Origin of the sequence: Mesorhizobium neociceri, from assembly GCF_013520985.1 — a bacterium.
In the GTDB taxonomy this organism is placed as follows: domain Bacteria; phylum Pseudomonadota; class Alphaproteobacteria; order Rhizobiales; family Rhizobiaceae; genus Mesorhizobium; species Mesorhizobium neociceri.
Window position 1 is genome coordinate 122741 of record NZ_JACDTY010000001.1, and the last position, 25908, is coordinate 148648.

Below are 25908 nucleotides of genomic sequence, written 5' to 3' on the forward strand. Positions count from 1 at the left end.
GGGAAGATTTCTAATTCTAGCCCACGAAAAACTCAATAAAATCAATGCTTTTATACATCCTCCGTGCCCGCCATATTATTACAAATCAGTAGCTTATGCTTAAATCTTTGAGTTTGAATTGAACGTTAGTGGGTAAGTATTTTGACTTTTGAATGAAATGGTTTCTGGCCCGTTTGTCAATTTTCTCCGTCTCGTTAATGGCACCCGTCACACGTAGCTTAAGCCTCCTGGTTTCGAAAAGGCCTTGCAACGATGCGTGCGGTAATCGGCGGCAGCGACGTGCAAATAGGCGGGTTCTGAACTCGGCCACAGCCTCAAATTGCTCGAATGCGCTCGTCAGTTAACTTGATCTGACTCGATCCCACAAAGGACGACGTGCCGGCCTTCATCCGCGAGCACACGGAAGAAGGCGTTGGTGTTGATGTCGCCATTGAATGCGCGAGGGCAGGTCGCGGCCTAGAAGCCAGGTTAATAGCTAGCTTCGCCAATTCCAGGAGGCGACCGTCGTTGACCTCTCCGAAAGCGACGATGAGGTCATCGGGATCGTCAACCCGTCGCACGCCAAAGTCTGTGGGTGGCGCAGACGCGGCAGCGCCGGCTTGGTTAGGCCCAGCCTAAGCAGAATTATCGAAAATCATTATTTGTGCATCGCACACAGCATGCTTTGCTCCATCCGCCGGCTGAAAGAGAACAAAAAGAACGTCAGGCGGCAACCTTCGGCGATGCGCCCGAAGCGGGTTGTTTTGGTGCAGACAGCGCCTGACCTCAGAAAAAGACAGGGGAACGTGATGACGACAATAATCTCGAAGTTTCGCCGTGCCGCGCTTGCGGCCGGCATTGCCCTCAGCGCCCTTTCGGTGAGCCTCCACGCCGAAGCCGGCAGCTTGAAGCTGGGCATGACGACCTGGGTCGGATACGGCCCGCTCTTCCTTGCGCGTGACATGGGCTACTTCAAGCAAGGTGGCCTCGATGTCTCGCTCGAAATCATCGAGGAAGCATCGCTGTACATGGCGGCCGTCGCCGCCGGCGAACTCGACGGCAGCGCCTCGACCATCGACGAAATCATGAAGTACCGTTCGAAGGACGTCTGCTTCAAATCGGTCTATGCATTGGACGACAGCCATGGCGGCGACGGCGTCTTGGCGCCGAGCAGCGTCAAGAGCGTCGCCGACCTCAAGGGCATGGAAGTCGGGCTGAATGAAGGCTCGGTGTCGCAGTTCTGGTTCAACATCCTGCTCAAGCAGGCCGGTCTCACCCAGGCCGATGTGAAGATCACCAACATGACGGCCGACGATGCCGCCGCCGCCTTCATGGCCGATCGCATTCCCGTTGCCGTCACCTGGGAGCCGCATCTGACGCTGGCCAAGAAGGAAAATAAGGGGCAGGTGCTGATCGACTCCTCGAAGACACCAGGCTTGATCGTCGATGTGGTGGCGCTGAACTGCGATTACATCACCAAGAATCCTGGGGATGTCGAGGCGCTGGTGAAGGGGCTCTACAAGGCCAACGAGTTCATCAAGGAAAATCCCGAGAAGGCTTACGAGGTGATGGCCAAGGGCGTCGGCGGCTGGCTGAAGGAGCCGAAGGACTTCGCCTCCTCCGCCGCGGGCGTGAACTTCTACGGCAAGGAGCGCAATGCGCAATTCTTCGCTGGTGGCGAGAGTGGTGACGCCGGCAAGCTGATCAAGCTCGGCGGCGATGTCTGGGGCGGCTTCGGCAAGCTCAAGATGGACATCAAATACGACGACCTCGTCGATCCGTCCTTCCTGACAAAGTGATCTGGCCTCGCAAAGCGAGTTCGTTGGACCGCAGGCCGAGCCTTTCGCCTGCGGTCTATCCAGCCCAAAGGGTTTCCCTGTGACATTGGCACCGAATGCAACGTCTCCCATCAGCCATATCGTGACCAAGAGCGTGGATCAGAATCAGCCCGGTCGATCCGTCTGGAAGGCTGTCGCGACGCCTTTTCAGGCCGTGTCGCGCCCTCTCGCCATCACGCTCAGCGTCCTGGTCTGGGTCGCGGTCATCGGCGGCTGGTTCGCTTTGACCTATTCCGGAGCGGTCAAGGAAATGTTCCTGCCGCGCCCGGAATCCGTCGTGTCCACCACCATCAGGATGGCGCTTGACGGGTCGTTGTGGGAGCACGTGCTCGCCAGCGTCCAGGTGGTGCTGATCGGTTTCGTTCTTTCGAGCATCGTGGCGGTGCCGCTCGGCTTGACGATGGGCACCTATCGCATCGTCCAGGCGGCGCTCGACCCGCTCGTCAATTTCATCCGCTATCTGCCGGTGACCTCCTTCGTGCCGCTTTTCATCCTGTGGATCGGCATCGGCATCGAGCAGCGCGTGGCCGTCATCATCTTCGGCATCTTCTTCCAGCAGTTGGTGATGATCGCCGACAGCGCCCGCGGCGTTCAGCGCGACCTCGTCAACGCCGCCTATACGCTCGGCACGAAACGCAGCGACACGGTCTTCCACATCGTCTTTCCGGCCACGCTTCCCAACGTGCTCGACGTGCTGCGCGTCACCATGGGCTGGGCCTGGACCTATCTCGTCGTCGCCGAACTCGTCGCCGCCCGCAGCGGACTTGGCTACATCTCGCTCAAGGCGATGCGCGGCTTCCAGGTCGACGTCATCTTCATGGCCATCGCCATGATCGGTATCCTTGGTCTGTGCACCGACCAATTGTTCCGGGGCATCCGCCGCCTCGTCGCTCCCTGGGCCAATTGAGGAATTCGCTGATATGGACGCCCTGACACTCACGACGAAACCGAAGAGCGCCGACATCGGCGTTGACAATGTGGCGCTGCGCTACGGCACGGGCGACAACGCAGTGCTGGCGCTGGACGGCATCTCGTTCCATGTCGCGCCCAATGAGTTCTGTGTGATCGTCGGCCCATCTGGCTGCGGCAAGTCGAGCCTGCTCTATCTCATCGCCGGGCTCGAGGAGCGCACCGGCGGCACGATCGCCGTCGGCGGCAAGCCGGTCACCGAGCCGGGCGCGGATCGCGGCATGGTGTTTCAGGCCTATACGCTGTTCCCTTGGCTCACCGTGGCGCAGAACGTCGAATACGGTCCGAAGCGGAAGAGCATGCCGGCGGCCGAGCGCAGGGCCATCGTCGAGCATTTTCTCCAAGAGGTCGGCCTGGCGAAATTCGCCAACCATTATCCCTCGCAACTGTCGGGCGGCATGAAGCAGCGCGTGGCGATTGCCCGCGCGCTCGCTAACGATCCGCAGGTGCTGCTGATGGACGAACCCTTCGGTGCGCTCGACAGCCAGACCCGCCACTCAATGCAGAGGCTTTTGCTGAGGATCTGGGACCATTCCAAGAAAACGGTCCTGTTCGTCACCCACGACATTGACGAGGCGATCCTTTTGGCGGACCGGGTGCTCGTCATGTCGGGCCGGCCCGGCCAGATCAAGAAGGAAATCCGCGTCGGCTTCTCGCGCCCGCGCAGCATGGATCTGGTCATGGAGCCCAACTTCATCGCCATGAAGCGGGCAATCCTCGAGCTCTTGAAGAACGACGAAGACGACGAGCACTAAGGCAATATCGGCGGTCTTCGGGGTGGATCACGAAACAGGCATGGCATGAGCATCGAGGCGGCGGAATTCGACTATATCGTCATCGGCGCGGGCTCGGCCGGTTGTGTCCTGGCCAACAGGCTGAGCGCCAACCCCGCTAACCGCGTCTGCCTGATCGAGGCCGGCGGCAGCGACGACCGTACAAGGGTGCGCGTGCCGGCCGGCATTCTCTCGCTCTACGGCAATCCGACTTTCGATTACGGCTACAAGGGCGTGCCGCAGCCGCTGCTCAACAACCGCCGCATTCCGGTCAACCGAGGCAAGCTTCTCGGCGGGTCGAGTTCGATCAATTCCATGGTCTATATCCGTGGCGCTGCGGCGGACTACGATGAGTGGGCGGCACTTGGCTGCGCCGGGTGGTCCTATGCAGACGTCTTGCCGGTCTTCAAGAGGCTGGAGCGGAACCTTCTGTCGCAGAACCCGGCCTATCACGGCTTCGACGGCGAATTGCTGGTCGACAATCCGCGTGATCCCAACGTCGTATCCAGCCTGTGGGTAGAGGCGGGCCGGAACATCGGCCTGCCTGAAAACCGCGACTTCAACGGCGATGGCCAACTCGGCCTCGGCATCTACAATGTCACCCAGAACAAGGGGGAGCGATTCTCGGCTTACACCGCCTTCATTCGTCCGGTTCTCAGTCGCTCGAATCTCCAGGTCATGTCGGGCGTCGAGGTGCTTGACCTGGCAGTCGAAAGCGGGCGCGTCATCGGCGTCAATGTGATCAAGGACGGGGCAGCCCAGCGGCTGACATGTCGCGCCGAAGTGGTGCTGAGCGCGGGCGCGATCGGATCGCCGCGCATCTTGCTTGCTTCCGGCATCGGCCCGGCCGAGGAGCTGAAGGCGGCGGGGGTGGAGCCGGTGATGAACGTGCCCGGCGTCGGCAAGAATTTGCGCGACCATGTCGACGGCATGATCACCGTGCGGTCGAAGAGCGCCAGGACGCTTGGCCTGTCGCTCGCCAATCTGCCGGCGATGCTGGCGGCGCCCTTTCAGTATTTCGTCCGGCGCAAGGGCATGCTGACGACCAATTATGTCGAGGCCGGCGGCTTCGCCAAGACGAGATATGCCGGCGGTATTCCCGATGTCCAATTCCACTTTGTTCCGGGCTACCGCAGCCATCGCGGTAGGCTTGTCGAATATGGCCATGGCTATGCCGTGCACACCTGCGTGCTCAGACCCGGAAGCATCGGCGAAATCACGCTCGAGCGCGACGGCACCCGCCGAAATGTGCTGATCGATCACCGCTTCTTCAGCGACGGACGGGATGCTTTGACTCTGGTCGAGGGCATCAAGCTGGCGCGCTCGATCCTGGCCTCGCCGGTCTTTGCCGGTATTCGCGGAGCGGAAATCCTGCCGGGACCCGATGTCGTCACCGACGACGAGATCCTCGCCTATCTGCGTGCCGAGGCGCTCACCGTCTATCACCCGGTCGGCACGGCCAAGATGGGTAACGATACCATGGCGGTGGTCGATCCCGCCGGCCTCAAGGTGCGCGGCTTCGACAATCTGCGCGTGGCGGACGCCTCGATCATGCCGACGCTGATCGGCGGCAACACCAATGCGCCATCCATGATGATCGGCGAAAAAGCAGCCAAGGCGATGCTGTCATAGTCTCGCGTTGGCCAGTCTCTCCTGGCATTTAGGGACAAGCTAACCACTGCCACGTGAAATCGTAATTTTCGCTAATCAGTCCCTCCAGTACACCAGCGATCTGACCTCCTCGCATCCGCAGAAACTCTTGGGGGGAAAGGACGCAGAAATGTCGGTGGAAAAAATAGACACGCTTGTCGTCGGCGGTGGCCAGGCGGGGGTGGCTATGTCTGAGCATCTGAGCAAATGCGGCGTGCCGCATCTCGTTCTCGAGCGTGGCCGGATCGCCGAGCGCTGGCGTTCGCAGCGATGGGACTCGCTCGTTGCCAATGGGCCGGCCTGGCATGACCGTTTCCCTGGCATGGAATTCCCCGTAACGGGTCCCAACGGCTTTCCCTCCAAGGAGGAGGTTGCGGACTATTTCGCCGCCTATGCAAGGCAGATCAATGCGCCGATCCGCTGCGGCGTCGAGGTCAAGCTCGCGCAAAGAAATGTCGGTCGACCCGGGTTCCGCGTCGAGACGTCGGACGGCGTGATCGAAGCCAACAGCATCGTCGCGGCGACCGGACCTTTCCAGGTCCCCGTCATCCCCGCCCTTGTCCCCGGCGATGCCGGCATTCTGCAGATTCATTCCAGCGCGTACCGCAACCCCGGACAGTTGCCAAAGGGCGCGGTGCTGGTGGTCGGGGCGGGATCGTCAGGTGTGCAGATCGCCGACGAGCTTCAGCGCTCGGGGCGGCGCGTCTACCTCTCGGTCGGCCCGCACGACCGCCCGCCGCGCGCCTATCGCGGGCGCGATTTCTGCTGGTGGCTTGGCGTTCTCGGCAAATGGGACCTCGAGACCCCGGGGCCTGGCACGGAGCATGTAACGATTGCGGTGAGCGGCGCGCGTGGCGGCGAAACGATTGATTTTCGTCGGCTGGCCGCGCAGGGGCTTACCCTGGTCGGCATGACAAAAACATATCAGGACGGCGTGCTGACCTTCGCGTCCGATCTGGCGAAGAACATTGCCCGCGGTGACGCCAACCTGATGTCGCTGCTGGACGAGGCCGACGCCTATGTTGCCCGCAACGGTCTCGACCTGCCGGAGGAGCCAACGGCCCGTCGGATCGACCCGGATCCCGACTGCTTGACAAATCCGCTTCGTGAGCTCGATCTGGCCGAAGCCGGGATAGCGGCGATCATCTGGGCGACGGGTTTTTCCGTCGACTACAGCTGGTTGAAGGTCGATGCTTTTGACGAGAAGGGCCGGCCAAGGCATCAGCGCGGCGTCTCGGTCGAGCCTGGGCTCTATTTTCTCGGGCTTCCCTGGCAGTCGCGAAGAGGGTCGAGTTTCATCTGGGGCGTCTGGCATGATGCCAAGCATGTCGCGGACCGGATTTCGACGCAGCGCAAATATCTGGCCTACCATGCTGCCGCGCGGCGCGAGACGGTGGACGCCTGACCGACGCTAACAACAGCCACGAGCCCGATCTGATGGAGACCAGGATGGCGCACACAAGAATCCGCAAGTTCAACACGAAGGACACCTATCCCGAACAGAAGCTCGATAATGATCTGTGTCAGGCGGTCGTCACGCGGGGTGGTCGGACGGTCTATCTGCGTGGCCAGTGTCCGCAGGATCTCGACACCGCCAAGAATATCGACAGCCACGATCCGGCCGAGCAGACGCACAAGGTGATGCAGAACATCAGGCAGCTCATCGAAGAGTGCGGCGGCACCATGGAGCACCTGGTCAAGGTGGTCGTCTACATCACCGACGTGCGCCATCGCGAGGCGGTCTACCGCACCATGGGCGAGTACATCAAAGGCGTGCATCCTGTTTCGACCGGTCTCGTCGTGCAGGCCCTGGCGCGGCCGGACTGGCTGGTAGAGATCGACGGCACCGCCGTAATCCCGGACTGATGCCATGACCTTCTCCATTGTCGCGCGGTGCAGCCGCACCGGCATGTTCGGCGTCGCGGTGTCGTCTTCCTCTCCGGCGGTAGCGGCGCGCTGCGCCTATGCGCAGGCGGGCGCTGGCGCCATTGCCAGCCAGAACGTCACCGATCCGACGCTCGGCACCAGGGGGCTCGAACTGTTGGCGCGCGGTGCCTCGGCCGCCGAGGCGGTTGCGATCCTGAAGCGCACCGGCGCTTATCCCGAATATCGGCAAGTGCTGGCTGTCGATGCCGCCGGGACGACCGCGATCCATTCAGGCCCCAGGGCGCTTGGCATTTGGGCAGAGGCGCGCGCTGACAATGTCGCCTGCGGTGGCAACATGCTGGCCCATGACGGCGTGCCGCAAGCCATGGTCGAGGCCTTCCTGGCGTCGGAAGGGCATCTCGGCGACCGCCTGATCGCGACCATGCGCGCCGCGCTGAAAGCGGGCGGCGAGGCCGGCCCTGTCCATTCCGCCGGCATGAAGCTGGTGCGCGAGGTGGCGTGGCCGGTCGCCGACCTGCGCTGCGACTGGACCGACGACTGCCCGATCGAACGACTGGCGACACTGTGGGAACTCTACAAGCCGCAGCTCGATGCCTATGTGACCCGCGCGATAAACCCATCCGATGCGCCGAGCTACGGCGTACCGGGCGACGAATAGTCAAGACAGGGGTCACCTGCGATGAGCGAGCTCAGCCACAAGGACTGGATCAGCAAGGCATCTGCGATCCGTTTTCGCGACAAGGCGTTCATCGACGGCAAGACGATTGCGGCGCGTTCGGGCCGGACCTTCGCTAGCATCAATCCGGCAACCGGCGACGTGCTGGCCGAGGTGGCGTCCTGTGGTGAGGAAGACATCGATCTGGCGGTTGCTGCTGCCCGGCGCAGCTTCAACGCCGGTGTCTGGTCGCGGGCCAGTCCGGCGCACCGCAAGGAGGTGTTGTTGCGGCTGGCGCAGCTGCTGCGCGAAAACCTGCATGAACTGGCCCTGCTCGAATCGCTCGATATGGGCAAGCTTGTCAAGGATGCGGTCTCGGTCGACGTCCCCGGATCGGCGGCCATCTTCCAATGGTATGGCGAGGCCATCGACAAGATCTATGGCGAGGTGGCGCCGACCGGCGGCAGCGATCTGGTATTGGTGCGGCGCGAGCCGCTCGGCGTCATCGGCGCCGTGGTGCCGTGGAATTTCCCGCTCGACATGGCGACCTGGAAATGCGCGCCGGCGCTGGCGGCGGGCAATTCGGTGGTGCTGAAGCCGGCCGAGCAGTCGCCTTTCTCGGCGCTCAGGCTGGCGGAACTCGCCATGGAGGCGGGCCTGCCCGCCGGTGTGCTCAATGTCGTGCCTGGCCTTGGCGAGACGGCCGGGCAGGCGCTCGGCCGCCACATGGATGTCGATTGCCTTGCCTTCACCGGATCGACCTCGGTCGGCAAGATGTTCTTGCAGTATTCGGGTCAGTCGAACATGAAGCAGGTCTGGCTCGAAACCGGCGGCAAGAGCCCGAACCTTGTCTTCGCCGATTGCGGCGATCTCGATGCGGCGGCCGACATGGCGGCCTTCGGCATCTTCTTCAACCAGGGCGAGGTCTGTTCGGCCAATTCGCGCCTGCTCGTGCAACGCGGCATCAAGGATGCCTTCGTGGAGAGACTGGCTGAGCGCGCGGCCGCCACCCAGCCTGGCGATCCGCTCGACCCTACCTCGAAAATGGGCGCCATGGTCGATGCCCGCCACGCCGCCAACGTCATGCGCTTCGTCGAGGCCGGCAAGAAGACCGCGCGCCTGGTCGCCGGCGGCGATCGGGTCACGGTCAACGGCCGCGGCAGCTTCATACAGCCCACCATCTTCGACAATGTTGCCCATGACGACCCAATTGCCAGGGATGAGATATTCGGGCCGGTGCTTTCGGTCATTGCCTTCGACGATGAAGAGGAGGCTATCCGCATCGCCAATGACAGCCCGTACGGGCTGGCAGCATCGCTGTGGACCGACAGTCTTTCGCGCGCGCATCGCGTTGCCGGCCGGCTGCGCGCCGGCACGGTTTCCGTCAATACGGTCGATGCGCTGAGCCCGATGACGCCGTTCGGCGGTGTCAAACAATCGGGCTTTGGCCGCGACCTGTCGCTGCATGCACTGGACAAGTACACCGCGCTGAAAACGACATGGATCAAATACTGAAGCCGCGCGGGCGCTTGATCGCGGCGCCCAAACCGGCAACATAGAAGCCCATGCCGCTACGCTTTACCCTGAGACAACTGGAATATTTCGTCGCCGTCGGCGAAGCCGGCTCCATTACCAAGGCGGCCGAGCAGGTCAATGTTTCGCCGCCCTCGATCTCGGCGTCGATCGCGCAACTGGAGGCCGAATTCGGCGTCCAGCTTTTTGTCCGCAAGCATTCGCATGGCCTGTCGCTCACGGCTGGCGGGCGCGTTTTCCTGAAGGAGGCCGCCAGGCTGCTGGCCGACGCCGACGCCCTGCACGATATCGCCGGCGACATCGCCGAAAAGGTGCGCGGGCCGCTGGCGGTCGGATGCCTGCTGACCTTCGCGCAGATCGTCATGCCGACATTGCGCGCCAAGTTCGAGCGCGCCTATCCCGAGGTGCGGTTCCGGCAGTTCGAACGCAACCAGGGTCAGTTGCTCGAAATGCTGCAGCGAGGCGAAATCGACGCAGCGCTGACCTACGATCTAGAACTGTCGCAGGACACGACGTTCGAACCGCTGATGCTGGTGCCGGCATATGTCATGCTGCCACAGGGGCACCGCTTCGCCGGCAAGGCTTCCATCACGACGGAAGAGCTGGCCGACGAGCCGATGGTGCTGCTCGACCTGCCCTATAGCCGCGAATATTTCCTCTCGGCCTTTCATTCGCGGGGGATCCGGCCGAACATTGCCGAGCGCACCGGCGACATCGCGGTAATGCGGTCGATGGTCGCGAACGGCTTCGGCTATGGCATCGCCAACATGCGGCCGCTCAACACGCTGGCGCCCGACGGCAAGCCGCTGGTCTTCGTGCCCCTGGAGGGGGATTTGCGGCCTCTGACCATGGGGGTCGCGTTGCCCAACGCCGAGCACCGCACCCAGACAGTGCAGGCATTCATCGATCATTGCCGCCGTTTCGTCGTCGAACAGGGCGTATTCGGCAGTGGTAGGGTCGTGGAATAGCCACGAACTTTGTCAGGCAACCTGAAGCTGGTGATCGGCAAGCCGCCGCAGCAGATTGTCCAGCATGTCGTCGCAGCGGCGCATCTGTTCGACGCTCACGAATTCGTCCGGTCTGTGGCCTTGCGCCATCGATCCCGGCCCGCACACGATGGTCGGCGTGCCGAGGTCGCGGGTGAACAATCCGCCTTCGGTGCCGAAGGCAACCTTGATGGTGTCGTTGGCGCCGGTTAGCGACTTCACGAAGGCCACAGCCTGCGAATTCGTCGGCGTCTCCAGACCCGGATAGGTGTTGGTGATGTCGATGTCGATGGCCGCCTCCGGCGCGATCGTTGAAGCGGCAGCGGCAATACGCTGCGCCTCCGCGCGCAGGCCCTCAAGGATATCGGCGGCATTGTCGGCCGCGACATTGCGGATCTCGAAGTCGAGTTGGCAGAGGTTCGGTACGATGTTGAGCGCCACGCCGGCATTGATCTTGCCGACGTGGACGGTCGTGTAGGGAATGTCGTAGTCGCCGTCGCGGGCGCCGTCGCGCGCCAGCCGATCCTGTTCGCCGCGCAATGCGGAGACGAAGTCGCAGCCCAGATGAATGGCATTGAGCGCCAGCGGCGCCAGCGCCGAATGGCCTTCGCGTCCCCTGCAGATGGCGCGTGCCGCGAGCTTGCCCTTGTGGCCGGTCGCCACCTGCATGTTGGTCGGCTCGCCGACGATGCACAGCAATGGCCGGTACGGCGCGGACCGCAGCATGTCGATCAGGCTGTGTACGCCGATGCAGCCGACCTCTTCGTCGTAGGAAAGCGCCAGATGCAAGGGCGTGTGCAGACCCATTTTCGCGGCCTTGAGGCACGCGGCAAGCGCGCAGGCCACGAAACCCTTCATGTCGGCAGCGCCACGGCCGTAAAGCTTGCCGTCGCGCGCGCTCATCTCGAAAGGCGGCAGCGTCCAGTCCTGGCCGTCGATGGGGACGACATCGGTATGGCCGGACAGCATCACGCCGGGAGCGTCGGCCGGCCCGATGGTGGCGAAAAGGTTCGCCTTATGGCCGTCCGCGCTGCGGATGATCTGGCATGCAATGCCCTGTGCCGCCAGCAACTCCGTCACGTAGCCGATGAGGTCGAGGTTCGAAACGCGGCTCACCGTCGGGAATGCGATCAGCTTTTCAAGGATTCGGATGCTGTCCATGTGTTGTAGGTCTCATTGGCCGTGCGCGCTATCTAGCATCGCGTGGGCGCGGTGCTGAAGTCGCATTTGGCTCAGCCGGGATTCACCAGATGCTAATCCAGGCGGCGGGGGCTGATTAGGCGCGTCCTAATCGGCACAGAAGAAATCTGTAGTTTTCCGGCACGCGCCGCAACTTATGAGTAGGTTTTACGGCATCTACCCACTGGGCGGACCGGCCGGCGCCAAGGTTTCATCACCACGCATGCCGCGATGTGACGCGGGCAGGAAGGAAGCACCATGCGTGATCCACGCTACGACATTCTGTTCGAGCCCGTGAAGATCGGTCCGGTGACCGCCAAGAACCGCTTCTACCAGGTGCCGCACTGCAATGGCGGCGGCTATCGCGACCCTTCGGCCGCGGCCGAGATGCGCCGCATCAAATCGGAAGGCGGCTGGGGTGTCATCTTCACCGAGCAGACCGAGATGCACCATACATCGGAGATCACGCCCTTCATCGAGCTCCGGCTGTGGGACGATGCCGATATCCCGGCACTAGCGATGATGGCCAAGGCCATGCACCAGCATGGCGCGCTGGCCGGCATCCAGCTCGCCTATTCAGGCATCAACGGCCCCAACCTCTACACCAAGGAAGTACCGCGCGGGCCGTCGGCCTTGCCCATCCGCACCTTCACCAACGATCCGGTTCAGGCGCGCGCCATGGACAAGCAGGATATCCGCGACCTGCGCCGCTGGCATCGCAATGCCTTCAAACGTGCCAAGCTGGCCGGCTTCGATCTGGTGTGCCTCTACGGCGCGCATGGCTTCGGCATCATCCAGCACTTCCTTTCCACCGCCACCAATCAGCGCAGTGACGAATATGGCGGCTCGCTGGAAAACCGCTCGCGGCTGATGCGGGAGCTGATCGAGGAGGGCAGGGACGCCATCGGCGACACTTGCGGCCTGACGCTGCGGCTGTCGCTGGACGAGATGATCGGCGAGCTGGGGTTCGCCAATTCCGAAGTGCGCGACATGATCGAGATGCATGCCAACTTGCCCGACCTCTGGGATCTGGCGCATGGCGCCTGGGAGGACTGCTCCGGGCCGTCGCGGTTCAAGGAGGAGGGCGCGCAGGAGAGCCTGGTGTCCGGCATCAAGAAGCTGACCTCGAAGCCGGTGGTCGGCGTCGGGCGCTTCACCTCGCCGGACGTGATGGTGAAGATGATCAAGTCCGGTACGCTTGATTTCATCGGCTGTGCGCGCCCGTCGATTGCCGATCCCTTCCTGCCGAAGAAAGTGGAGGAGGGGCGGATCGAGGACATTCGCGAATGCATCGGCTGCAACATCTGCATCACCGGCGACATGACCATGTCGATCTCGCGCTGCACGCAGAATCCGACCTTCATGGAGGAGTGGCGCAAGGGCTGGCATCCCGAACGCATGCAGGCCAAGGGCGACAGCGACAGCGTGCTGATCGTCGGCGCCGGTCCCGCCGGACTGGAGGCGGCGCGTGCGCTCGGCCTGCGCGGCTATCAGGTGGCCCTCGCCGAAGCCGGCACCGAACTTGGCGGTCGCGTGGCGCGCGAATGCCGCTTGCCCGGCCTCTCGGCATGGGGCCGCGTGCGCGACTATCGCCAATATCAGATTAGCCAGATGTCCAATGTCGACGTCTATTTCGAGAGCCGATTGTCGGCCGAGGATATCCTTGCCTTCGGCTTTCAAAACCTTGCCATCGCCACCGGCTCGACATGGCGCCGCGATGGCGTGGCGCGTGCGCATGTCGTGCCGATGCCGGTGGACCCGGCCATGCCGCTCTATACCCCGGACGACCTGATGGGCGGAAATGTACCGACCGGCACTGTCGTGCTGTTCGACGACGACCACTACTACATGGGTGGCGTTCTGGCAGAGCTTATGGCGCGCCAGGGCGCCAAGGTGACGCTGGTGACGCCGTCAGCGTATGTGTCCGACTGGACCCGCAACACACTGGAGCAGGGCGCCATCCATCGCCGGCTGGCCGGGCTCGGCGTCGAGATCGTGCTGAACCGGACCGTGACGCGCGTCGTGCCGGGAGGTGTTGCCACTGCCTGCGCCTACACCGGCACCCGACACGACATCGCCGCGGACGCCGTGGTGCTGGTGACGTCGCGCCAACAGGACGACCAGGTCTGGCGCGACCTGAAAGCGCGGCGCGACGAATGGGCCGACAATGGCATTCGCTCGATCAAGGTCATAGGCGATGCCGAGGCGCCAGGTCCGATTGCCTGGGCGACCTATGCCGGGCACCGCTTCGCGCGCGAGCTGGACGAAGACGATATCGGTGATGCGCTGCCGTTCCGCCGTGAAGTGACGGCCTTGGCGGCGGGGTAGGCCGATGGCATGGCTTGAATAGGGAAATGACGCCGCCACAAGCCGATCGTGTTTCGCGCAAGCGTGTCGAAATCTGATGTCGGGATCAATCGCAAGACAATACGGAACGATACAGGAAACTTTCTGATTTTGGCCCGCGAAAAACGCAATAGAATCAACGTCCTCTGGGCTTACCATTATCGTTATTTATCAATGGCTTGATGCTATATTTTGGCTCGGTTAGCCAAGTCATGGCTGGCGAACCTCCATGCATGGCGTTGATTTTGTTGATTTATGGTGGGCTACCGAGGACTGGCGTGAGGGAATCGAACTAACGTTCACTGTAGGGAGGCGCGCCTACGAAAGGCGCTCCAACAGTCCTGTTACAATACCGAGCGCAGGAAGTCGGCCGTCTCGGGTTTCTGAGGACTGTCGAATATCTGCTCGGGCGTGCCGAGTTCGTGAATTTGCCCTTGGCAAAAGAAGGCGACGCGATCTGACACTTCCCGTGCGAAGCGCATTTCGTGCGTCACCACGATCATCGTCATTCCCTCTTTCGAGAGCATGCGCAGAGTGTCCAGAACCTCGCCGACCAATTGTGGATCGAGAGCGGAGGTCACCTCGTCGAACAGCATGTAGTCGGGTGACATGGCCAAAGCGCGTGCGATCGCCATTCTCTGCTGCTGTCCGCCGGAAAGACGCGATGGGAATGCCCTGAGCTTTTCGCCGAGCCCGACATGGCCGAGCTGTTGGACGGCGATGGCCTCGGCCTCCTGCTTCGACTTGCCCAACACCTTTCTCGGAGCAAGCATGACGTTTTCGAGGACGGTGAGGTGTGGAAAGGCATTCCACTGCTGGAAGACGATGCCGATCCTGCGGCGAAGCTTGTTGAGGTCCGTGGCCTTGGCGTGGACGTCGATGCCGTCAACGCTGATGCTCCCCTTCTGAATGCCCTCGAGACCGTTGATGCACATCAGCATGGTCGATTTACCGGAGCCCGATCCGCCAATCATCGACAAGACTTCGCCCTTCTTCACATTCAGGCTTACACCTTTGAGAACGTGCAGAGTGCCGAAGTGTTTGTGTACGTTGTCTATCTCGATCATTGTATCCGCCACCTCTTCTCGAGCTGTGCTCCGAGCCTCGCAATCGGGAAGCTCATCAGGAAATAGATCAGGCCAGCGATGGACAGGACCAGAAGCGGCTCCTGCACTCTGGTGGTGACGATCTGCGAACTCCGCAGGAGCTCGACGATGCCGATCCAGAGCACGAGAGCGGTGTCCTTCATGACTCCCAGCGCCAAACCGATCCAGCTTGGAAAGACGATCCTGGTTGCCATCGGCAAAGTGATCGACACCACCTCCTGAAACCAGGTCAAACCGAGCGATCGGGCGGCGCGCCTGGTTGTTGTAGGGACTGCTGTCACGCCGCTTCTGACGATCTCGGTGCAAAATGCAGCGGCATAGATGCCGAGGCAAAGGCAAGCCACCAAATAGGTCGGCCAGTGAAGGCGGAACATGCTGTTGAACGAATTGAACAGCACCAGTTGGATGAGCAACGGAATGGACCGGAAGATGTCCAGAATTCCGCCAATTGGCCAACTGATCCACCAGGGTGAACCGGCTCTGGCCAGGCCGAACAAAACGCCGAGGCTGGTGCCGATGGCCACTGAGGCCAAGGTGATGGCGATCGTGGTAACCGCACCACTCAGCATGAAGAGAATGTCGTTCCAGGATAATGAGGCGCCAAAAAACATCTCCAGCCCCTCAATAACGGAATAGGCGCGACGCGAGTAAGCGCGCGCTAATCGTGAATATTTTCGATATGAGGTAATACAGGCAGGCTGCAACGAAGAAATATTCGAACGTCCGGTATGTCACGACGTTCAATTGTTGCGTAACTCCGGTCAGGTCACTTGTCAGGCCGACTACCACCCCAAGGGATGTCATCAGGATCGACCAGACCATCTGGTTGGTCATGGCGTGGAACACCGCGCGCAGCATTTGCGGCAGGACGATGTGCCACATGGTGCGTATTTGGCCCAATCCCAAGGAGCGCGCCGCGCGCGTCTGGGTTTCCGGGACAGCGGAAAAGCCACCGCGAAAAGTTTCGGCGAGATAGCCGGCATTGTTGAAGGTAATGCCCAGCAGGAGTGCGGAATAGGAGTCGACACGAAGCCCGAAGGATCCGAGGCCGAAATAGATCAGGTAGATCTGAAATAGGGCAGGGGTGTTTCGCGCGGTCTCGATCCATATGTCGGCCAGGGCCGAAAGCGTCTTTCCGCCCGATCTTTTTGCAAGCGCCAGCAAAATGGCGAAAACCGTGCCGATTGCCATCGCCAGCGCCGCGATTTCGAGGGTCACCAACGCCCCCCACAGCATTTCTGGCAGCGAATGGAGCACGGGACGCCACTGGAAGGTGTATGCCATGCGAGGACCCCCTTCATGCGTTGGATACTGTCCCTCGGATCAGCAACAACGTGTCGCCGTCGCCGAGCATCCCGGACGCAATCACAAGACCGCGTCCGGGACGGCGCGAACTGCTACCGATAGACGCCTGCTACGGTGAGGTCCGGAGCCGGACCGCCTTCTGTCCCAACCCATTTCTTGTAGAGTTCGGCATAGCGACCGGAACGGACCTGTCGGTTCAGGAACAGGTTCACGTAGTTGAGCAGGCCCTGCTCGTGGCGCTGCACCAGGATCGCGCAATAGTCAGCATCGACGGGAGCGTCGCCGACAATCTTCAGGCCGGGATATTTGCCCGACTGGATGATGGATGTCGCGATGGTGGATGTCGTGTAGGTCGCGTCGATCTGCTTCTGGCTCAACGCCAGGAAGGTGTCCGATTGAGACTGGAAGGTCAGCATCTTGCCGTTGGGGTCATTGAAGCCTTTGACCGACGCTTCAAGAGCAAGCGTCTCATAGGCGCCTGCCGGCCCTCCTACCGTGTGCCCCTTAATGTCAGTCGGGCTTTTGATGCCGGAATCTTCGCGCACCAAAACGATGGTTTTGAACACGAAATAGGGGATCGAGAAGCCGATCGTTTTCGCCCGCTCAAGCGTGTCGGATGCGACCGCGATGCCCACATCAGCTCGCCCTGAAAGAATTGCGGGAATCCGATCGGGGTCAGGCGTGTCGACGATTTCGGCTTCCACGCCAAGTGCCTTCGCCAGATCATTGCAGTAGTCGACGTCAAAGCCGATCGGCTTGTTGTCTGCGTCGCGCGCCCCGTTGGGCGGGAAATCGAGTTCGATCGCGCATCGCAGCTTGCCGGCCGAGATGATGTCGTCCAACTGGTCGGCATGTGCCGCAGTCGCAAGTCCGGATGTGAGGGCGGCGGCGAAAATGAAGGGAGAAATACGCATTTCAGTTCCTCTCTTTGTTTTGGGTTGAAGGCTTCTGGATATGACAATTGATATCGTATTTAGAATATCGTATACGATACTACTGTACAAGAAACCCGTAGGTAAGCGGATCGGACTCATCGATGACCCAGTTGGCGAAGCCGCAGATGGAGGCTCGCCCGCTCACTTCGGGTATGACGGCGTCGAACTCCCCGACCTTCGTTTCGCTGAGAACGCGTCCTTTGAAAATCGTCCCGATGATTGACTCGTTCACCAGGGTTTCTCCCACGGACAGCTCCCCACGCAGATGCAATTGCGCAAGGCGGCCGGCTGTCCCCGATCCCGTTGGAGATCGATCGATCGCCCGGTCAGCATAGACGCAGCAATTAGCCTGCGTTGATCCCTCATGACGAGGGGCGCCGTAGACCATGACGCCGTAGACATCGTTGAACTCGGGAATTTCGGGATGAACGAAGGGCATCTTGGCGTTGATGGCAGCCTTGATCTCGTAGCCGAGCTGCATGACCCTCTGCAGATCCTTTTCACGGATGGCGACGCCGTGCTGGCCTCCATCGACATAGAAGTAAGTTGCGCCGCCATAGGCAATGTCGCCGCTCACCTGGCCGAATGTCGGTGTCTCAACGCTGACATCCCGCTTGAAGACGAATGACGGGACGTTCACGAACCGAACGGACCCGACCCTTTCGCCGTCCCATTCGACAAAGGCTTCGATGAAACCGCAGGGGGCGTCTATGCCGACGCGTGTCTCCGGCGACACCCGCTCGATCCAGCCCAACTCGACCGCGGCGGTTGCGAGCGCGATGACACCATGGCCGCAATGTGGGCTGTAGTCGGTATTGTTCAGGAAGATGATGCCGAAATCCGCACCTTCGCTGACAGGCGGAGTCAGGTAGCCGCCGTACAGGTCCTTGTGGCCGCGCGGCTCCAGCATCACGGCGCGCCGATAATGATCGGCTTTTTGCTTTAACCAGGTGGCACGCTCCACAATGGTCTTGCCGGGGATTTTTGGCAGCCCTTGCGTTACAAGCCGGAACGTCTCGCCGCAGGTATGCAGCTCGACTGTGTTCAAAGACCTCTCGTACTTCATGTCTCTCCCCAAAACGGTATCTCTCGCCAATCCGTCGTGGAGGGGCGGGCAGGGCAACATCGTCCCGCAACACCGGAGGCGCCAACCTCAAGTGATGTGTCTCCAGGGCAAAGCGAACCCTCGTACAGAATATCGTATACGATAAACGGAAGACGTCAAGTGGATAAATACCTGCTTGGGCGCCGTTGTGGGTTTCCGGCAGAGGGAGGGCTGATTCGGCGCCCGGAGGCGTCTATTTGCGAATGTTTGCCAACAGCGATGCGCATGCCTTGGTGATGTGGTCGTGCAGCAACTGTGCCGCTCGACCGGCGTTGCCCTCGCGACATGCGGCGAGAATTTCGCGATGTTCCCTGTCATCGACGCCGGTCCCGCCCGACAGCGTGAGCTGGATGCGCAGATAGCGCTCGATCCGGTCGTTGACGGACCGGATGAGGTTCATGAGGAAGGCCCGGTCGGCATCCTCATACAGGCATGAGTGAAATTGCCAGTTGAGCTCGGCCCATCGAGCTACATTCGTCTCGCGTGCGAACGCGTCGCAATATTGTTCTGCCCGCCGGAACGTCTTCGCCGTCATATGTGGCACAGACAGTTTCAGCGCGTTCGACTCCAGCATCGCTCTTACTTCGAAGATCTGCGCGATCTCGGGCTCCGAAACGCTTTTGACGACGGCGCCGCGATTGCGCTGGAACTCCACCAGGCCTTCGGCTTCGAGGCGCTTGAGCGCTTCGCGGACCGGTATCTTACTGACATCGAAAAGTTTTGCCACGTCGTCCTGGCGAATGGGTTCCCCCTCGTCGAACTCGCCGGTGATGATGGCTTCGCGTATGTGCTTGGCGATGAGGTCCGATGCCGTCGGTGCGGAGCCGAGAGAAGGCAGACCTGCAGGATTTAAGGGCAACGATACCTCCAGGTTCACAATTTGCTGCGCGTGGGTGGAATCACGGGATAGGCAATTTCGTCTGACATAGTATCCAGCCCGTATACAATATTCCCAACAAAATTGGCTTGGGTTTCGCGTTGGACTATGGGCAAGGGGGGCCGTTGACAAGCGGATAGCGTATACGATATTCGATATAGAGATAGCGTGGGCCCTGCGCCTTTGCAAGCTTACGCCCGTATTCGTCGAATGGCGGCTTGTTGCTCTAACACTGGTACGACATGCTCAATCCCCAGCATCCTCTGCCGGCAGTCATCGGCTACGTTGCGCCGCTGAGCGCCAAGGCGGGCGAGGTTCTTGAGTTCAAGATATCGTCGGCCGGCAATCGGGATGTTTCAGCAAGTGCCGTCAGATTGGACTGCTGTGACCCTAATCCGACCGGCCCAGGACCGAAGAGCGAAAGGGTCGAATTTGGATTGGAGCGTCGGTATCGGGCGGTTGAGCAGAGGGCTCATCTGGGCTCCTGCGCTATTGGACCCATCCCAAAACGCCCCGAGGGCCTAGTCGTCAGCCTTATCGTTCAGCCAAGAGTTTCAAGTGCTTCTGGCCAGACCATTTTCTCGCTGCAGAATTCTGATGGCTCCAATGGCTTGGCGCTGATTCTGGTCGACAAAACTCTCGTTCTGAAGACGCTACGGCCATCTCTGACAGCCGTCGAACTGAAGCTCGATCTGCGGCTGAACGAATGGACGAAGCTCGATGTCAACTTCGACGAGAAAGGCGTCTCTGCCCGCAAGTCTCCCGTTCACTCCCGCGGAGGCGCAGAGGTTGTTGCCGTCGCGGCGAATGACGTTTTGAACGTATTTCGCGATGTCGATCATATCTGCTTTGCGGCGACATGGGTTGGACATCCACAGGACTGCTTCAACGGCTCGATCGAAGCGCCTGTGGTAAGCGACACCAGTGGCAATATCCTGGCCAGTTGGACCTTCGAGAACACCATCGGCCGCGAATGGATTGAGGACAATGTCGATCGATCGCGCTGTCTCGAGCTCATCAACATGCCGATGCGCGCCGTCAGGTCGTCAGGCTGGACCGGCCGCAACGTGGACTGGAGAGTCGCGCCACAGGATTATGCCGCAATCACTTTCCACTCCGACGATCTCAGCGACTGCAAGTGGGAAACGACAATAGCGATTGAGGTGCCGGCGGGCATGCCCTCGGGCGTCTATGGTCTTTCAGTCGACAACGGGATCGGCACCGACATCATTCCGTTTTATGTCCTGCGCAGCCCGCAATTGCCCAGGCAAAGAATCTTGTTCGTGGCGCCAACGTTCACCTACATGGCCTACGCCAACCACGCTCGGGGTAATTTTTCCCGTCCACTGCAAGCGCGGGTCAGAGAGTGGAATGCCTACCCCCACAATCCCGATAATATAGGCGCCTATGGCTATTCCACCTACAACCGCCATCCGGACGGATCGGGCATAACCCTGTCGTCGCGGTTGCGGCCGATCATGACGATGCGTCCGCAATATCTCACCTACTTCGACGCAAATGGCTCGGGGATGCGTCATTTTTCCGCGGATTCTCATCTGACAGATTGGCTGACGGTCAAAGGCTTCGAGTTCGATGTCTTGACCGACGAAGACCTGGATCGCGATGGGGCAGACGCGTTGTCCGGCTATGATGTGGTCCTCACGGGAACACATCCGGAATACCACACGCGCCGGACACTTGAAGCTCTCATCTCCTACAGGGAGGGAGGCGGCAAGCTGATGTATCTCGGCGGCAACGGCTTCTACTGGAAGATCGGCCGCAATCCGGACGAACCCCATATGATCGAGATTCGCCGGGCCGAAGGCGGAATGCGGGTTTGGGCCAGCCAGCCCGGAGAATACTACAATCAACTCGACGGCGAATATGGCGGGTTGTGGCGGCGCAACGGCATCGCGCCGCAGAAGGTCGCCGGCGTCGGCTTCACCGCCGAAGGCGCCTTTGAAGGGACCTATTATGTCCGCACCAAAGAGTCGTTTGAGGCCGATCTGGCATTCCTGTTCGACGGCATCCCGAGCGACCAGAGAATAGGCGACTTCGGCCTCTCCGGTGGAGGCGCCGCAGGATTTGAAATCGACCAGGCCGCGGCGGATCTGGGGACACCGCATTTTGTGCGCGTCGTCGCCGCGTCCGAGGGCCATGGGCCAACGTTTGAAACGACATTCGAAGAACTGCTGCTGCCGGGCGTTTTCGACGGCGGGCCGCGACCTTATGGCGGCATCCGCTCGAACATTGTTTACGGCATGGCAGACAATGGCGGCGGCCTGTTTTCCGTGGGTTCGATCACCTTTTGCGGCAGCCTTTCGCACAATGGCTACGACAACAACGTCTCACGCCTTCTGGAGAATTGTCTGCGGAAGTTTCTCGAGGTGCCGCAATGACGACCCAACAGGCCGATGGCCGCATCAATTTCGATGATCTCCGATCGCTCCTTCGGAACATCTTTCTCAACCATGGAACGTCGAGCATCGTTGCTGACATTCTTGCTGCAAATTGCGCTGGCTGCGAGCGGGACGGCGCCATCAGCCATGGCATATTCCGAATTCCAGGATATGTGGCATCGCTTGCGACCGGATGGGTCGACGGCAAGGCCGAACCTGACGTCGATCGGACGAGCCCTTCCTTCATTCGTATCGACGCGCGCAACGGCTTCGCTCAGCCGGCGCTGGCCGCCGGCGCGGAAGCGGTCAGGACCGCGGTGGAAAGCGCTGGCATCGCGATCATTGCGATCCGGAATTCTCACCATTTCAGCGCGCTCTGGCCCGATGTCGAGCCGTTCGCCCGCGACGGCCTGCTGGCGCTTACCTTCGTCAACGGTCTGGCAAACGTTGTGCCGCACGGCGGTCACACCGCGGTTTACGGCACGAACCCCATTGCCTTCGCAACGCCCGTGGCTGATGCCGAACCACTCGTTGTCGACCAGGCGACAAGCGTGATGGCCAATGGAGAGGTCAGACTTCATGCCCTTGCCAACAGTCCGCTTCCGCCAGGGACGGGCCTCGACAGTGCTGGAAGACCCTCCACAGATCCTCATGCGATCCTGGCGGGCGGAGCGCTGAACACTTTCGGCGGCTACAAGGGGTCGTCCATTGCGCTCATGGTTGAGCTCATGGCCGGGGCGTTGACCGGCGGCCAGTTGTCCTTCGAAAATGACTTTGGCGAGTGTGTCGGCGCGCAGACGCCGAAGGCTGGCCAGCTGCTGATGGTCATAGACCCGACGCGCGGTGGCAACGCCGGATTTGCTCAACGCGTCTCGTTGCTGTGCTCACGGCTGATCGATGCCGGCCAGGATCGGCTGCCAGGGCAGCGACGCTACGCAAGCCGCCTCAACGCACAACGCCTCGGCATTCCAATCTCGCAGGACAACCTTTTCCAACTAAGAACCTTGGCTGGCTGAAGGGGGAGTTTTCCCGCGGAACCGCACGAACGAATTCAAAACCATCATTGGAACCAACATGACCAACCTTGTTCAAGACAAAAGCCGGCTCGGCCTCAAGCGGTCGCTTACATCCTCGCAGATCGACCAGCTAGTGGCACTGTTTCAGGCCGAATGGTGGACAAAGGGCCGAACCCGGGCTGACACCGAAATTGCCTTGCTAACGGGTGGGCCGATGTTTGCGTTCGTGGATCCCGAGAGCGACGATCTCGTTGCATTCGCCCGCACCATCACGGATGGCGTCTACAAGGCGATGATCTTCGACATCATCGTCAAGGCCACCTGGCGCGGCACGGGATTGGGCGCTCTGCTGATGGAGACCGTGTTGAACGATCCAGCGCTCGTCAACGTCAAGCACCGAGAGCTTTACTGCCTGGAGGACATGGTGCCGTTCTATGAAAAGTGGGGGTTCACGGACAAGCTGCCGGGCCTCTATTTCATGAGGAAATCCACCTAGAGGCGAGAGTTCCAGTCGCCCGCATCCGGTACGAGGCGGCCCATCGCATGGTTGGGTCAATCACTCTCGCTCTCTTGCTTGGGGTGAGGCTGAGCTCGCATGGCGGTGCGCATTCTGTTGGTCAGTTCGAAATGGAGGGGAGGCGTCGATGCGCGCTTCGAAAGTGATCCACGTTGTAAGTTGCCATGCTGCAGGCGAGGTCGGCGACGTGATCGTTGGCGGTGTCGCATCTCCACCCGGTGCGAGCGTGTGGGAGCAGGCCCGGTTCATCGCCGCCGACCAGACCCTGCGGAACTTTGTTCTCAACGAGCCTCGCGGTGGTGTCTTCAGGCATGTGAACCTGTTGGTGCCGCCAAAGACGCCGGGCGCACAGTTCGGGTGGATCATCATGGAACCCGCGGACACGCCACCCATGTCCGGCTCGAATTCGATGTGCGTCTCAACAGTTTTGCTCGAGACAGGGATGGTGCCAATGCAGGAGCCCGAGACTCGAATGGTGCTTGAGCCGCCAGGCGGCGTGATTGAGGTGACCGCACACTGCCGGAACGGCAAGGCCGAGAGGATCAGCGTGCGCAATGTTGCATCGTTCGCAGACAAGCTCGATGCGCAGCTCGACGTGGCGGGCATTGGCACTTTGACTGTGGATACCGCCTATGGCGGGGACAGCTTCGTTGTTGTCGATGCGAAGGCGCTCGGCTTTGCACTGCGCCCTGACGAGGCGCGCGAACTTGCGGAGCTGGGTGTCAGGATAACCCGGGCGGCGGATGAGCAGCTTGGCTTCTCACATCCTGAAAATTCTGAATGGAACCATATTTCGTTCTGTCAATTTGCCGGCCCGATTGTCTCGGAAAACAATACGCTCAAAGGCGTCAATGCAGTTGCGATCCGCCCCGGAAAAATCGACCGTTCACCCTGTGGAACCGGTTGCTCGGCTCGGATGGCCATTCTGCATGTGAAGGGTCGTCTGGCCATCGGACAGCGGTTCGTGGGAAAATCAATCATCGGATCCGAATTCGAGTGCCACATCGAGTCAGAGGTCTCTGTGGGCGGCAGAGCCGGCATCATTCCGGTTGTTTCGGGAAGCGCGTGGATAACGGGTATCCACCAGCACATGCTCGATCCGAGCGATCCATTCCCGACCGGCTATCGGGTTTCTGACACCTGGCCGGCTGAGGATGTCGGTGCCGGTCGAGCAGGGGTATGAATCCCGCCGGCTAAGGGCTGGCCGGACAGCCAGGCCACCACCAGACACCCGACGCACATTGGTTCATCCGACTTCTGACGAATAGCCAATGTTGCTCGGGGACTGTGGCTTGCATTAGTCAGGCTCTTTTCTTCGGGTCGCCAGGCCATACCAAGCGCAAGCATCGTTGGTTGAGGTCCCGCAACCAAATATCAAAACGCTTGCCTTGTGCGGTCCGTCTTGGTTTGTGATCATGCGAAAGGGGCAGGAGATAGTTCCCCGTGAACCCCTGTAGACAGGAGCCGTCGTGGACGCCAGACCCAACTCCCCTGAAGCTCGTGACATCCGCTACCACCTGCATGGCTATACCAACGCCCGTAAACATCAGGAGTCAGGTCCGCTCATCATCGAAAAGGGCGATGGCATCTATGTCGAAGACGTGGCCGGCAATCGCTACATCGAAGCGATGGCGGGCTTGTGGAGCGTCGCCGTCGGCTTCTCGGAAAAGCGGCTGGTCGACGCCGCCGCGCGGCAGATGTCGAAGCTGCCCTATTATCACGACTTCGGTTCGAAATCGCATTCGCCGCTTGTCGACCTAGCCGAGAAGCTGGTTCAGATGGCGCCAGTTCCGATGAGCAAAGCGTATTTCACCAATTCGGGCTCCGAGGCCAACGACACGGCAATGAAGATGATCTGGTATCGGTCGAATGCGCTCGGCCAGCCAGCTCGCAAGAAGATCATCAGTCGCAAACGCGGCTATCACGGCGTGACGATTGCCTCGGCTAGCCTGACCGGGCTGCCCAACAACCATCTTTCATTCGACTTGCCGATCGCCAACGTGCTCCACACATCGGCGCCGCACTACTGGCGTGATGCGGAGCCAGGTGAAAGCGAAGAACAATTCTCGAGCCGTCTTGCCGATGATCTGGAGACGCTGATCCTCGCCGAGGGGCCCGAGACCATCGCCGCCTTTTTCGGCGAGCCGATCATGGGTGCGGGCGGGGTCATCGTTCCTCCGGCAGGCTATTGGGCGAAGGTCCAGGCGGTGCTGTCGAAATACGACATCCTGCTCGTGGCCGACGAGGTCATCTGCGGCTTTGGCCGGACAGGCGAGATGTTCGGCTCGCAGACCTTCGGCATCAAGCCCGACATTATGGTGCTGTCCAAGCAGATCTCGTCGTCTTACCTGCCGATTTCGGCGCTGCTCATCAATGAGAAGATGTTCGAACCAATTGCGGACGAGAGCGACCGCATCGGTACGTTCGGGCATGGCTTCACGGGTGGCGGCCATCCCGTCGCCGCAGCCGTGGCGCTGGAGAATCTCAAGTTGATCGAGGAGCGCGACCTTGTCGGCAACGCGCGTACGGTCGGTGCGCACATGCAGGCACGGTTGCGCAAGCTCACTTCGCATCCGCTCGTCGGAGAGGTGCGTGGTGTGGGTCTGATCGCCGCCGTCGAATTGGTCGCTGACCAGACCAGCAAGGCGCCGTGGGGGAAGCCCGGGGCGCTTGGCGGACTGGTCAACGGATTCCTGCAGCAGAATGGCGTGATCTCGCGCAACATGAGCGATGCGATAGCCTTCTGCCCGCCGCTCATCATTACCGAAACCCAGGTCGATACGCTGATCGATGCTTTCGAGCGGTCGCTCGCCGCCGCTATGCCGCAGGTTCGGCCGCTGGATTGAACAAGGT

At 60.9% G+C, this 25908-nt stretch carries 22 protein-coding genes; 15 read left to right on the plus strand and 7 right to left on the minus strand.

Annotation, left to right across the window (positions count from 1 at the left end; translation table 11 throughout):
* The first annotated feature begins 788 nt into the window (after nucleotides 1-788).
* From H0241_RS00555 to H0241_RS00595, 9 genes are all read left to right on the plus strand, one after another.
* On the plus strand, nucleotides 789-1778 hold the full coding sequence (locus H0241_RS00555) for an ABC transporter substrate-binding protein (RefSeq protein ID WP_181055494.1): 990 nt from the start codon (nucleotides 789-791) through the stop codon (nucleotides 1776-1778).
* Nucleotides 1779-1911: 133 nt separating this feature from the next.
* Nucleotides 1912-2724 (plus strand): ABC transporter permease, encoded by an 813-nt coding sequence (locus H0241_RS00560; protein ID WP_328824582.1) that lies wholly within the window; start codon nucleotides 1912-1914, stop codon nucleotides 2722-2724.
* Between the two features lie 13 nt (nucleotides 2725-2737).
* The gene (locus tag H0241_RS00565) at nucleotides 2738-3541 is read left to right on the plus strand and encodes an ABC transporter ATP-binding protein (RefSeq protein WP_181055496.1); all 804 of its coding nucleotides are present in this window, start codon (nucleotides 2738-2740) and stop codon (nucleotides 3539-3541) included.
* A gap of 45 nt (nucleotides 3542-3586) precedes the next feature.
* Nucleotides 3587-5191 (plus strand): GMC family oxidoreductase, encoded by a 1605-nt coding sequence (locus tag H0241_RS00570; RefSeq protein WP_181055497.1) that lies wholly within the window; start codon nucleotides 3587-3589, stop codon nucleotides 5189-5191.
* A 148-nt stretch (nucleotides 5192-5339) separates the two neighbouring features.
* Complete coding sequence (locus tag H0241_RS00575) at nucleotides 5340-6614, plus strand: flavin-containing monooxygenase (protein ID WP_181055498.1); 1275 nt, start codon at nucleotides 5340-5342, stop codon at nucleotides 6612-6614.
* Nucleotides 6615-6658: 44 nt separating this feature from the next.
* Nucleotides 6659-7075, plus strand: coding sequence for a RidA family protein (locus H0241_RS00580; protein WP_112394870.1), 417 nt, complete (start codon nucleotides 6659-6661; stop codon nucleotides 7073-7075).
* 4 nt (nucleotides 7076-7079) lie between these two features.
* Entirely contained in the window at nucleotides 7080-7754 is a 675-nt protein-coding gene (locus H0241_RS00585; RefSeq protein WP_181055499.1) for a DUF1028 domain-containing protein, read from the plus strand.
* A 21-nt stretch (nucleotides 7755-7775) separates the two neighbouring features.
* Complete coding sequence (locus tag H0241_RS00590; protein WP_181055500.1) at nucleotides 7776-9266, plus strand: aldehyde dehydrogenase; 1491 nt, start codon at nucleotides 7776-7778, stop codon at nucleotides 9264-9266.
* Nucleotides 9267-9316: 50 nt separating this feature from the next.
* The gene (locus H0241_RS00595; protein ID WP_181055501.1) at nucleotides 9317-10252 is read left to right on the plus strand and encodes a LysR family transcriptional regulator; all 936 of its coding nucleotides are present in this window, start codon (nucleotides 9317-9319) and stop codon (nucleotides 10250-10252) included.
* A 12-nt stretch (nucleotides 10253-10264) separates the two neighbouring features.
* Here the strand turns inward: H0241_RS00595 and argE are convergent, their stop codons facing one another.
* Nucleotides 10265-11431 carry an acetylornithine deacetylase gene (gene argE, locus H0241_RS00600; RefSeq protein ID WP_181055502.1) on the minus strand — a complete coding sequence of 389 codons (1167 nt, stop codon included), beginning with the start codon at nucleotides 11429-11431 and terminating at the stop codon, nucleotides 10265-10267.
* A 276-nt stretch (nucleotides 11432-11707) separates the two neighbouring features.
* On the opposite strand from argE, the gene H0241_RS00605 reads away from it, so the two are divergent.
* Nucleotides 11708-13777 (plus strand): oxidoreductase, encoded by a 2070-nt coding sequence (locus H0241_RS00605; protein ID WP_181055503.1) that lies wholly within the window; start codon nucleotides 11708-11710, stop codon nucleotides 13775-13777.
* Nucleotides 13778-14139: 362 nt separating this feature from the next.
* Here H0241_RS00605 and H0241_RS00610 read toward each other — a convergent pair whose 3' ends face one another.
* The 6 genes from H0241_RS00610 to H0241_RS00635 all read right to left on the minus strand — a co-directional run bounded on the left by H0241_RS00610 (nucleotide 14140) and on the right by H0241_RS00635 (nucleotide 19105).
* Nucleotides 14140-14862, minus strand: a complete 723-nt coding sequence (locus tag H0241_RS00610) for an amino acid ABC transporter ATP-binding protein (RefSeq protein ID WP_181055504.1) — start codon at nucleotides 14860-14862, stop codon at nucleotides 14140-14142.
* The gene (locus H0241_RS00615) at nucleotides 14859-15512 is read right to left on the minus strand and encodes an amino acid ABC transporter permease (RefSeq protein WP_181055505.1); all 654 of its coding nucleotides are present in this window, start codon (nucleotides 15510-15512) and stop codon (nucleotides 14859-14861) included. Before H0241_RS00615 ends, H0241_RS00610 begins: the two co-directional genes overlap by 4 nt.
* A 10-nt stretch (nucleotides 15513-15522) precedes the next feature.
* Complete coding sequence (locus H0241_RS00620; protein ID WP_181055506.1) at nucleotides 15523-16185, minus strand: amino acid ABC transporter permease; 663 nt, start codon at nucleotides 16183-16185, stop codon at nucleotides 15523-15525.
* A 113-nt stretch (nucleotides 16186-16298) separates the two neighbouring features.
* A complete protein-coding gene (locus tag H0241_RS00625; RefSeq protein WP_181056128.1) occupies nucleotides 16299-17120 on the minus strand; it encodes an ABC transporter substrate-binding protein in 822 nt (273 codons plus the stop codon).
* A gap of 79 nt (nucleotides 17121-17199) precedes the next feature.
* Nucleotides 17200-18207 carry a trans-3-hydroxy-L-proline dehydratase gene (gene lhpH / locus H0241_RS00630; RefSeq protein WP_181055507.1) on the minus strand — a complete coding sequence of 336 codons (1008 nt, stop codon included), beginning with the start codon at nucleotides 18205-18207 and terminating at the stop codon, nucleotides 17200-17202.
* A gap of 232 nt (nucleotides 18208-18439) precedes the next feature.
* Nucleotides 18440-19105, minus strand: coding sequence for a GntR family transcriptional regulator (locus tag H0241_RS00635; protein ID WP_181056129.1), 666 nt, complete (start codon nucleotides 19103-19105; stop codon nucleotides 18440-18442).
* Between the two features lie 260 nt (nucleotides 19106-19365).
* Between H0241_RS00635 and H0241_RS00640 the strand changes: the two genes are divergently transcribed.
* From H0241_RS00640 to H0241_RS00660, 5 genes are all read left to right on the plus strand, one after another.
* Nucleotides 19366-21522 carry a N,N-dimethylformamidase beta subunit family domain-containing protein gene (locus H0241_RS00640; RefSeq protein ID WP_181055508.1) on the plus strand — a complete coding sequence of 719 codons (2157 nt, stop codon included), beginning with the start codon at nucleotides 19366-19368 and terminating at the stop codon, nucleotides 21520-21522.
* Entirely contained in the window at nucleotides 21519-22538 is a 1020-nt protein-coding gene (locus H0241_RS00645) for an Ldh family oxidoreductase (RefSeq protein WP_181055509.1), read from the plus strand. The genes H0241_RS00640 and H0241_RS00645 overlap by 4 nt, the downstream gene beginning before the upstream one ends.
* Nucleotides 22539-22596: 58 nt before the next feature.
* Nucleotides 22597-23034, plus strand: coding sequence for a GNAT family N-acetyltransferase (locus H0241_RS00650; protein ID WP_181055510.1), 438 nt, complete (start codon nucleotides 22597-22599; stop codon nucleotides 23032-23034).
* A gap of 148 nt (nucleotides 23035-23182) precedes the next feature.
* Entirely contained in the window at nucleotides 23183-24238 is a 1056-nt protein-coding gene (locus tag H0241_RS00655; RefSeq protein ID WP_181055511.1) for a trans-3-hydroxy-L-proline dehydratase, read from the plus strand.
* A 286-nt stretch (nucleotides 24239-24524) separates the two neighbouring features.
* The gene (locus tag H0241_RS00660; protein WP_181055512.1) at nucleotides 24525-25901 is read left to right on the plus strand and encodes an aspartate aminotransferase family protein; all 1377 of its coding nucleotides are present in this window, start codon (nucleotides 24525-24527) and stop codon (nucleotides 25899-25901) included.
* The last annotated feature ends 7 nt before the right edge of the window (nucleotides 25902-25908 follow it).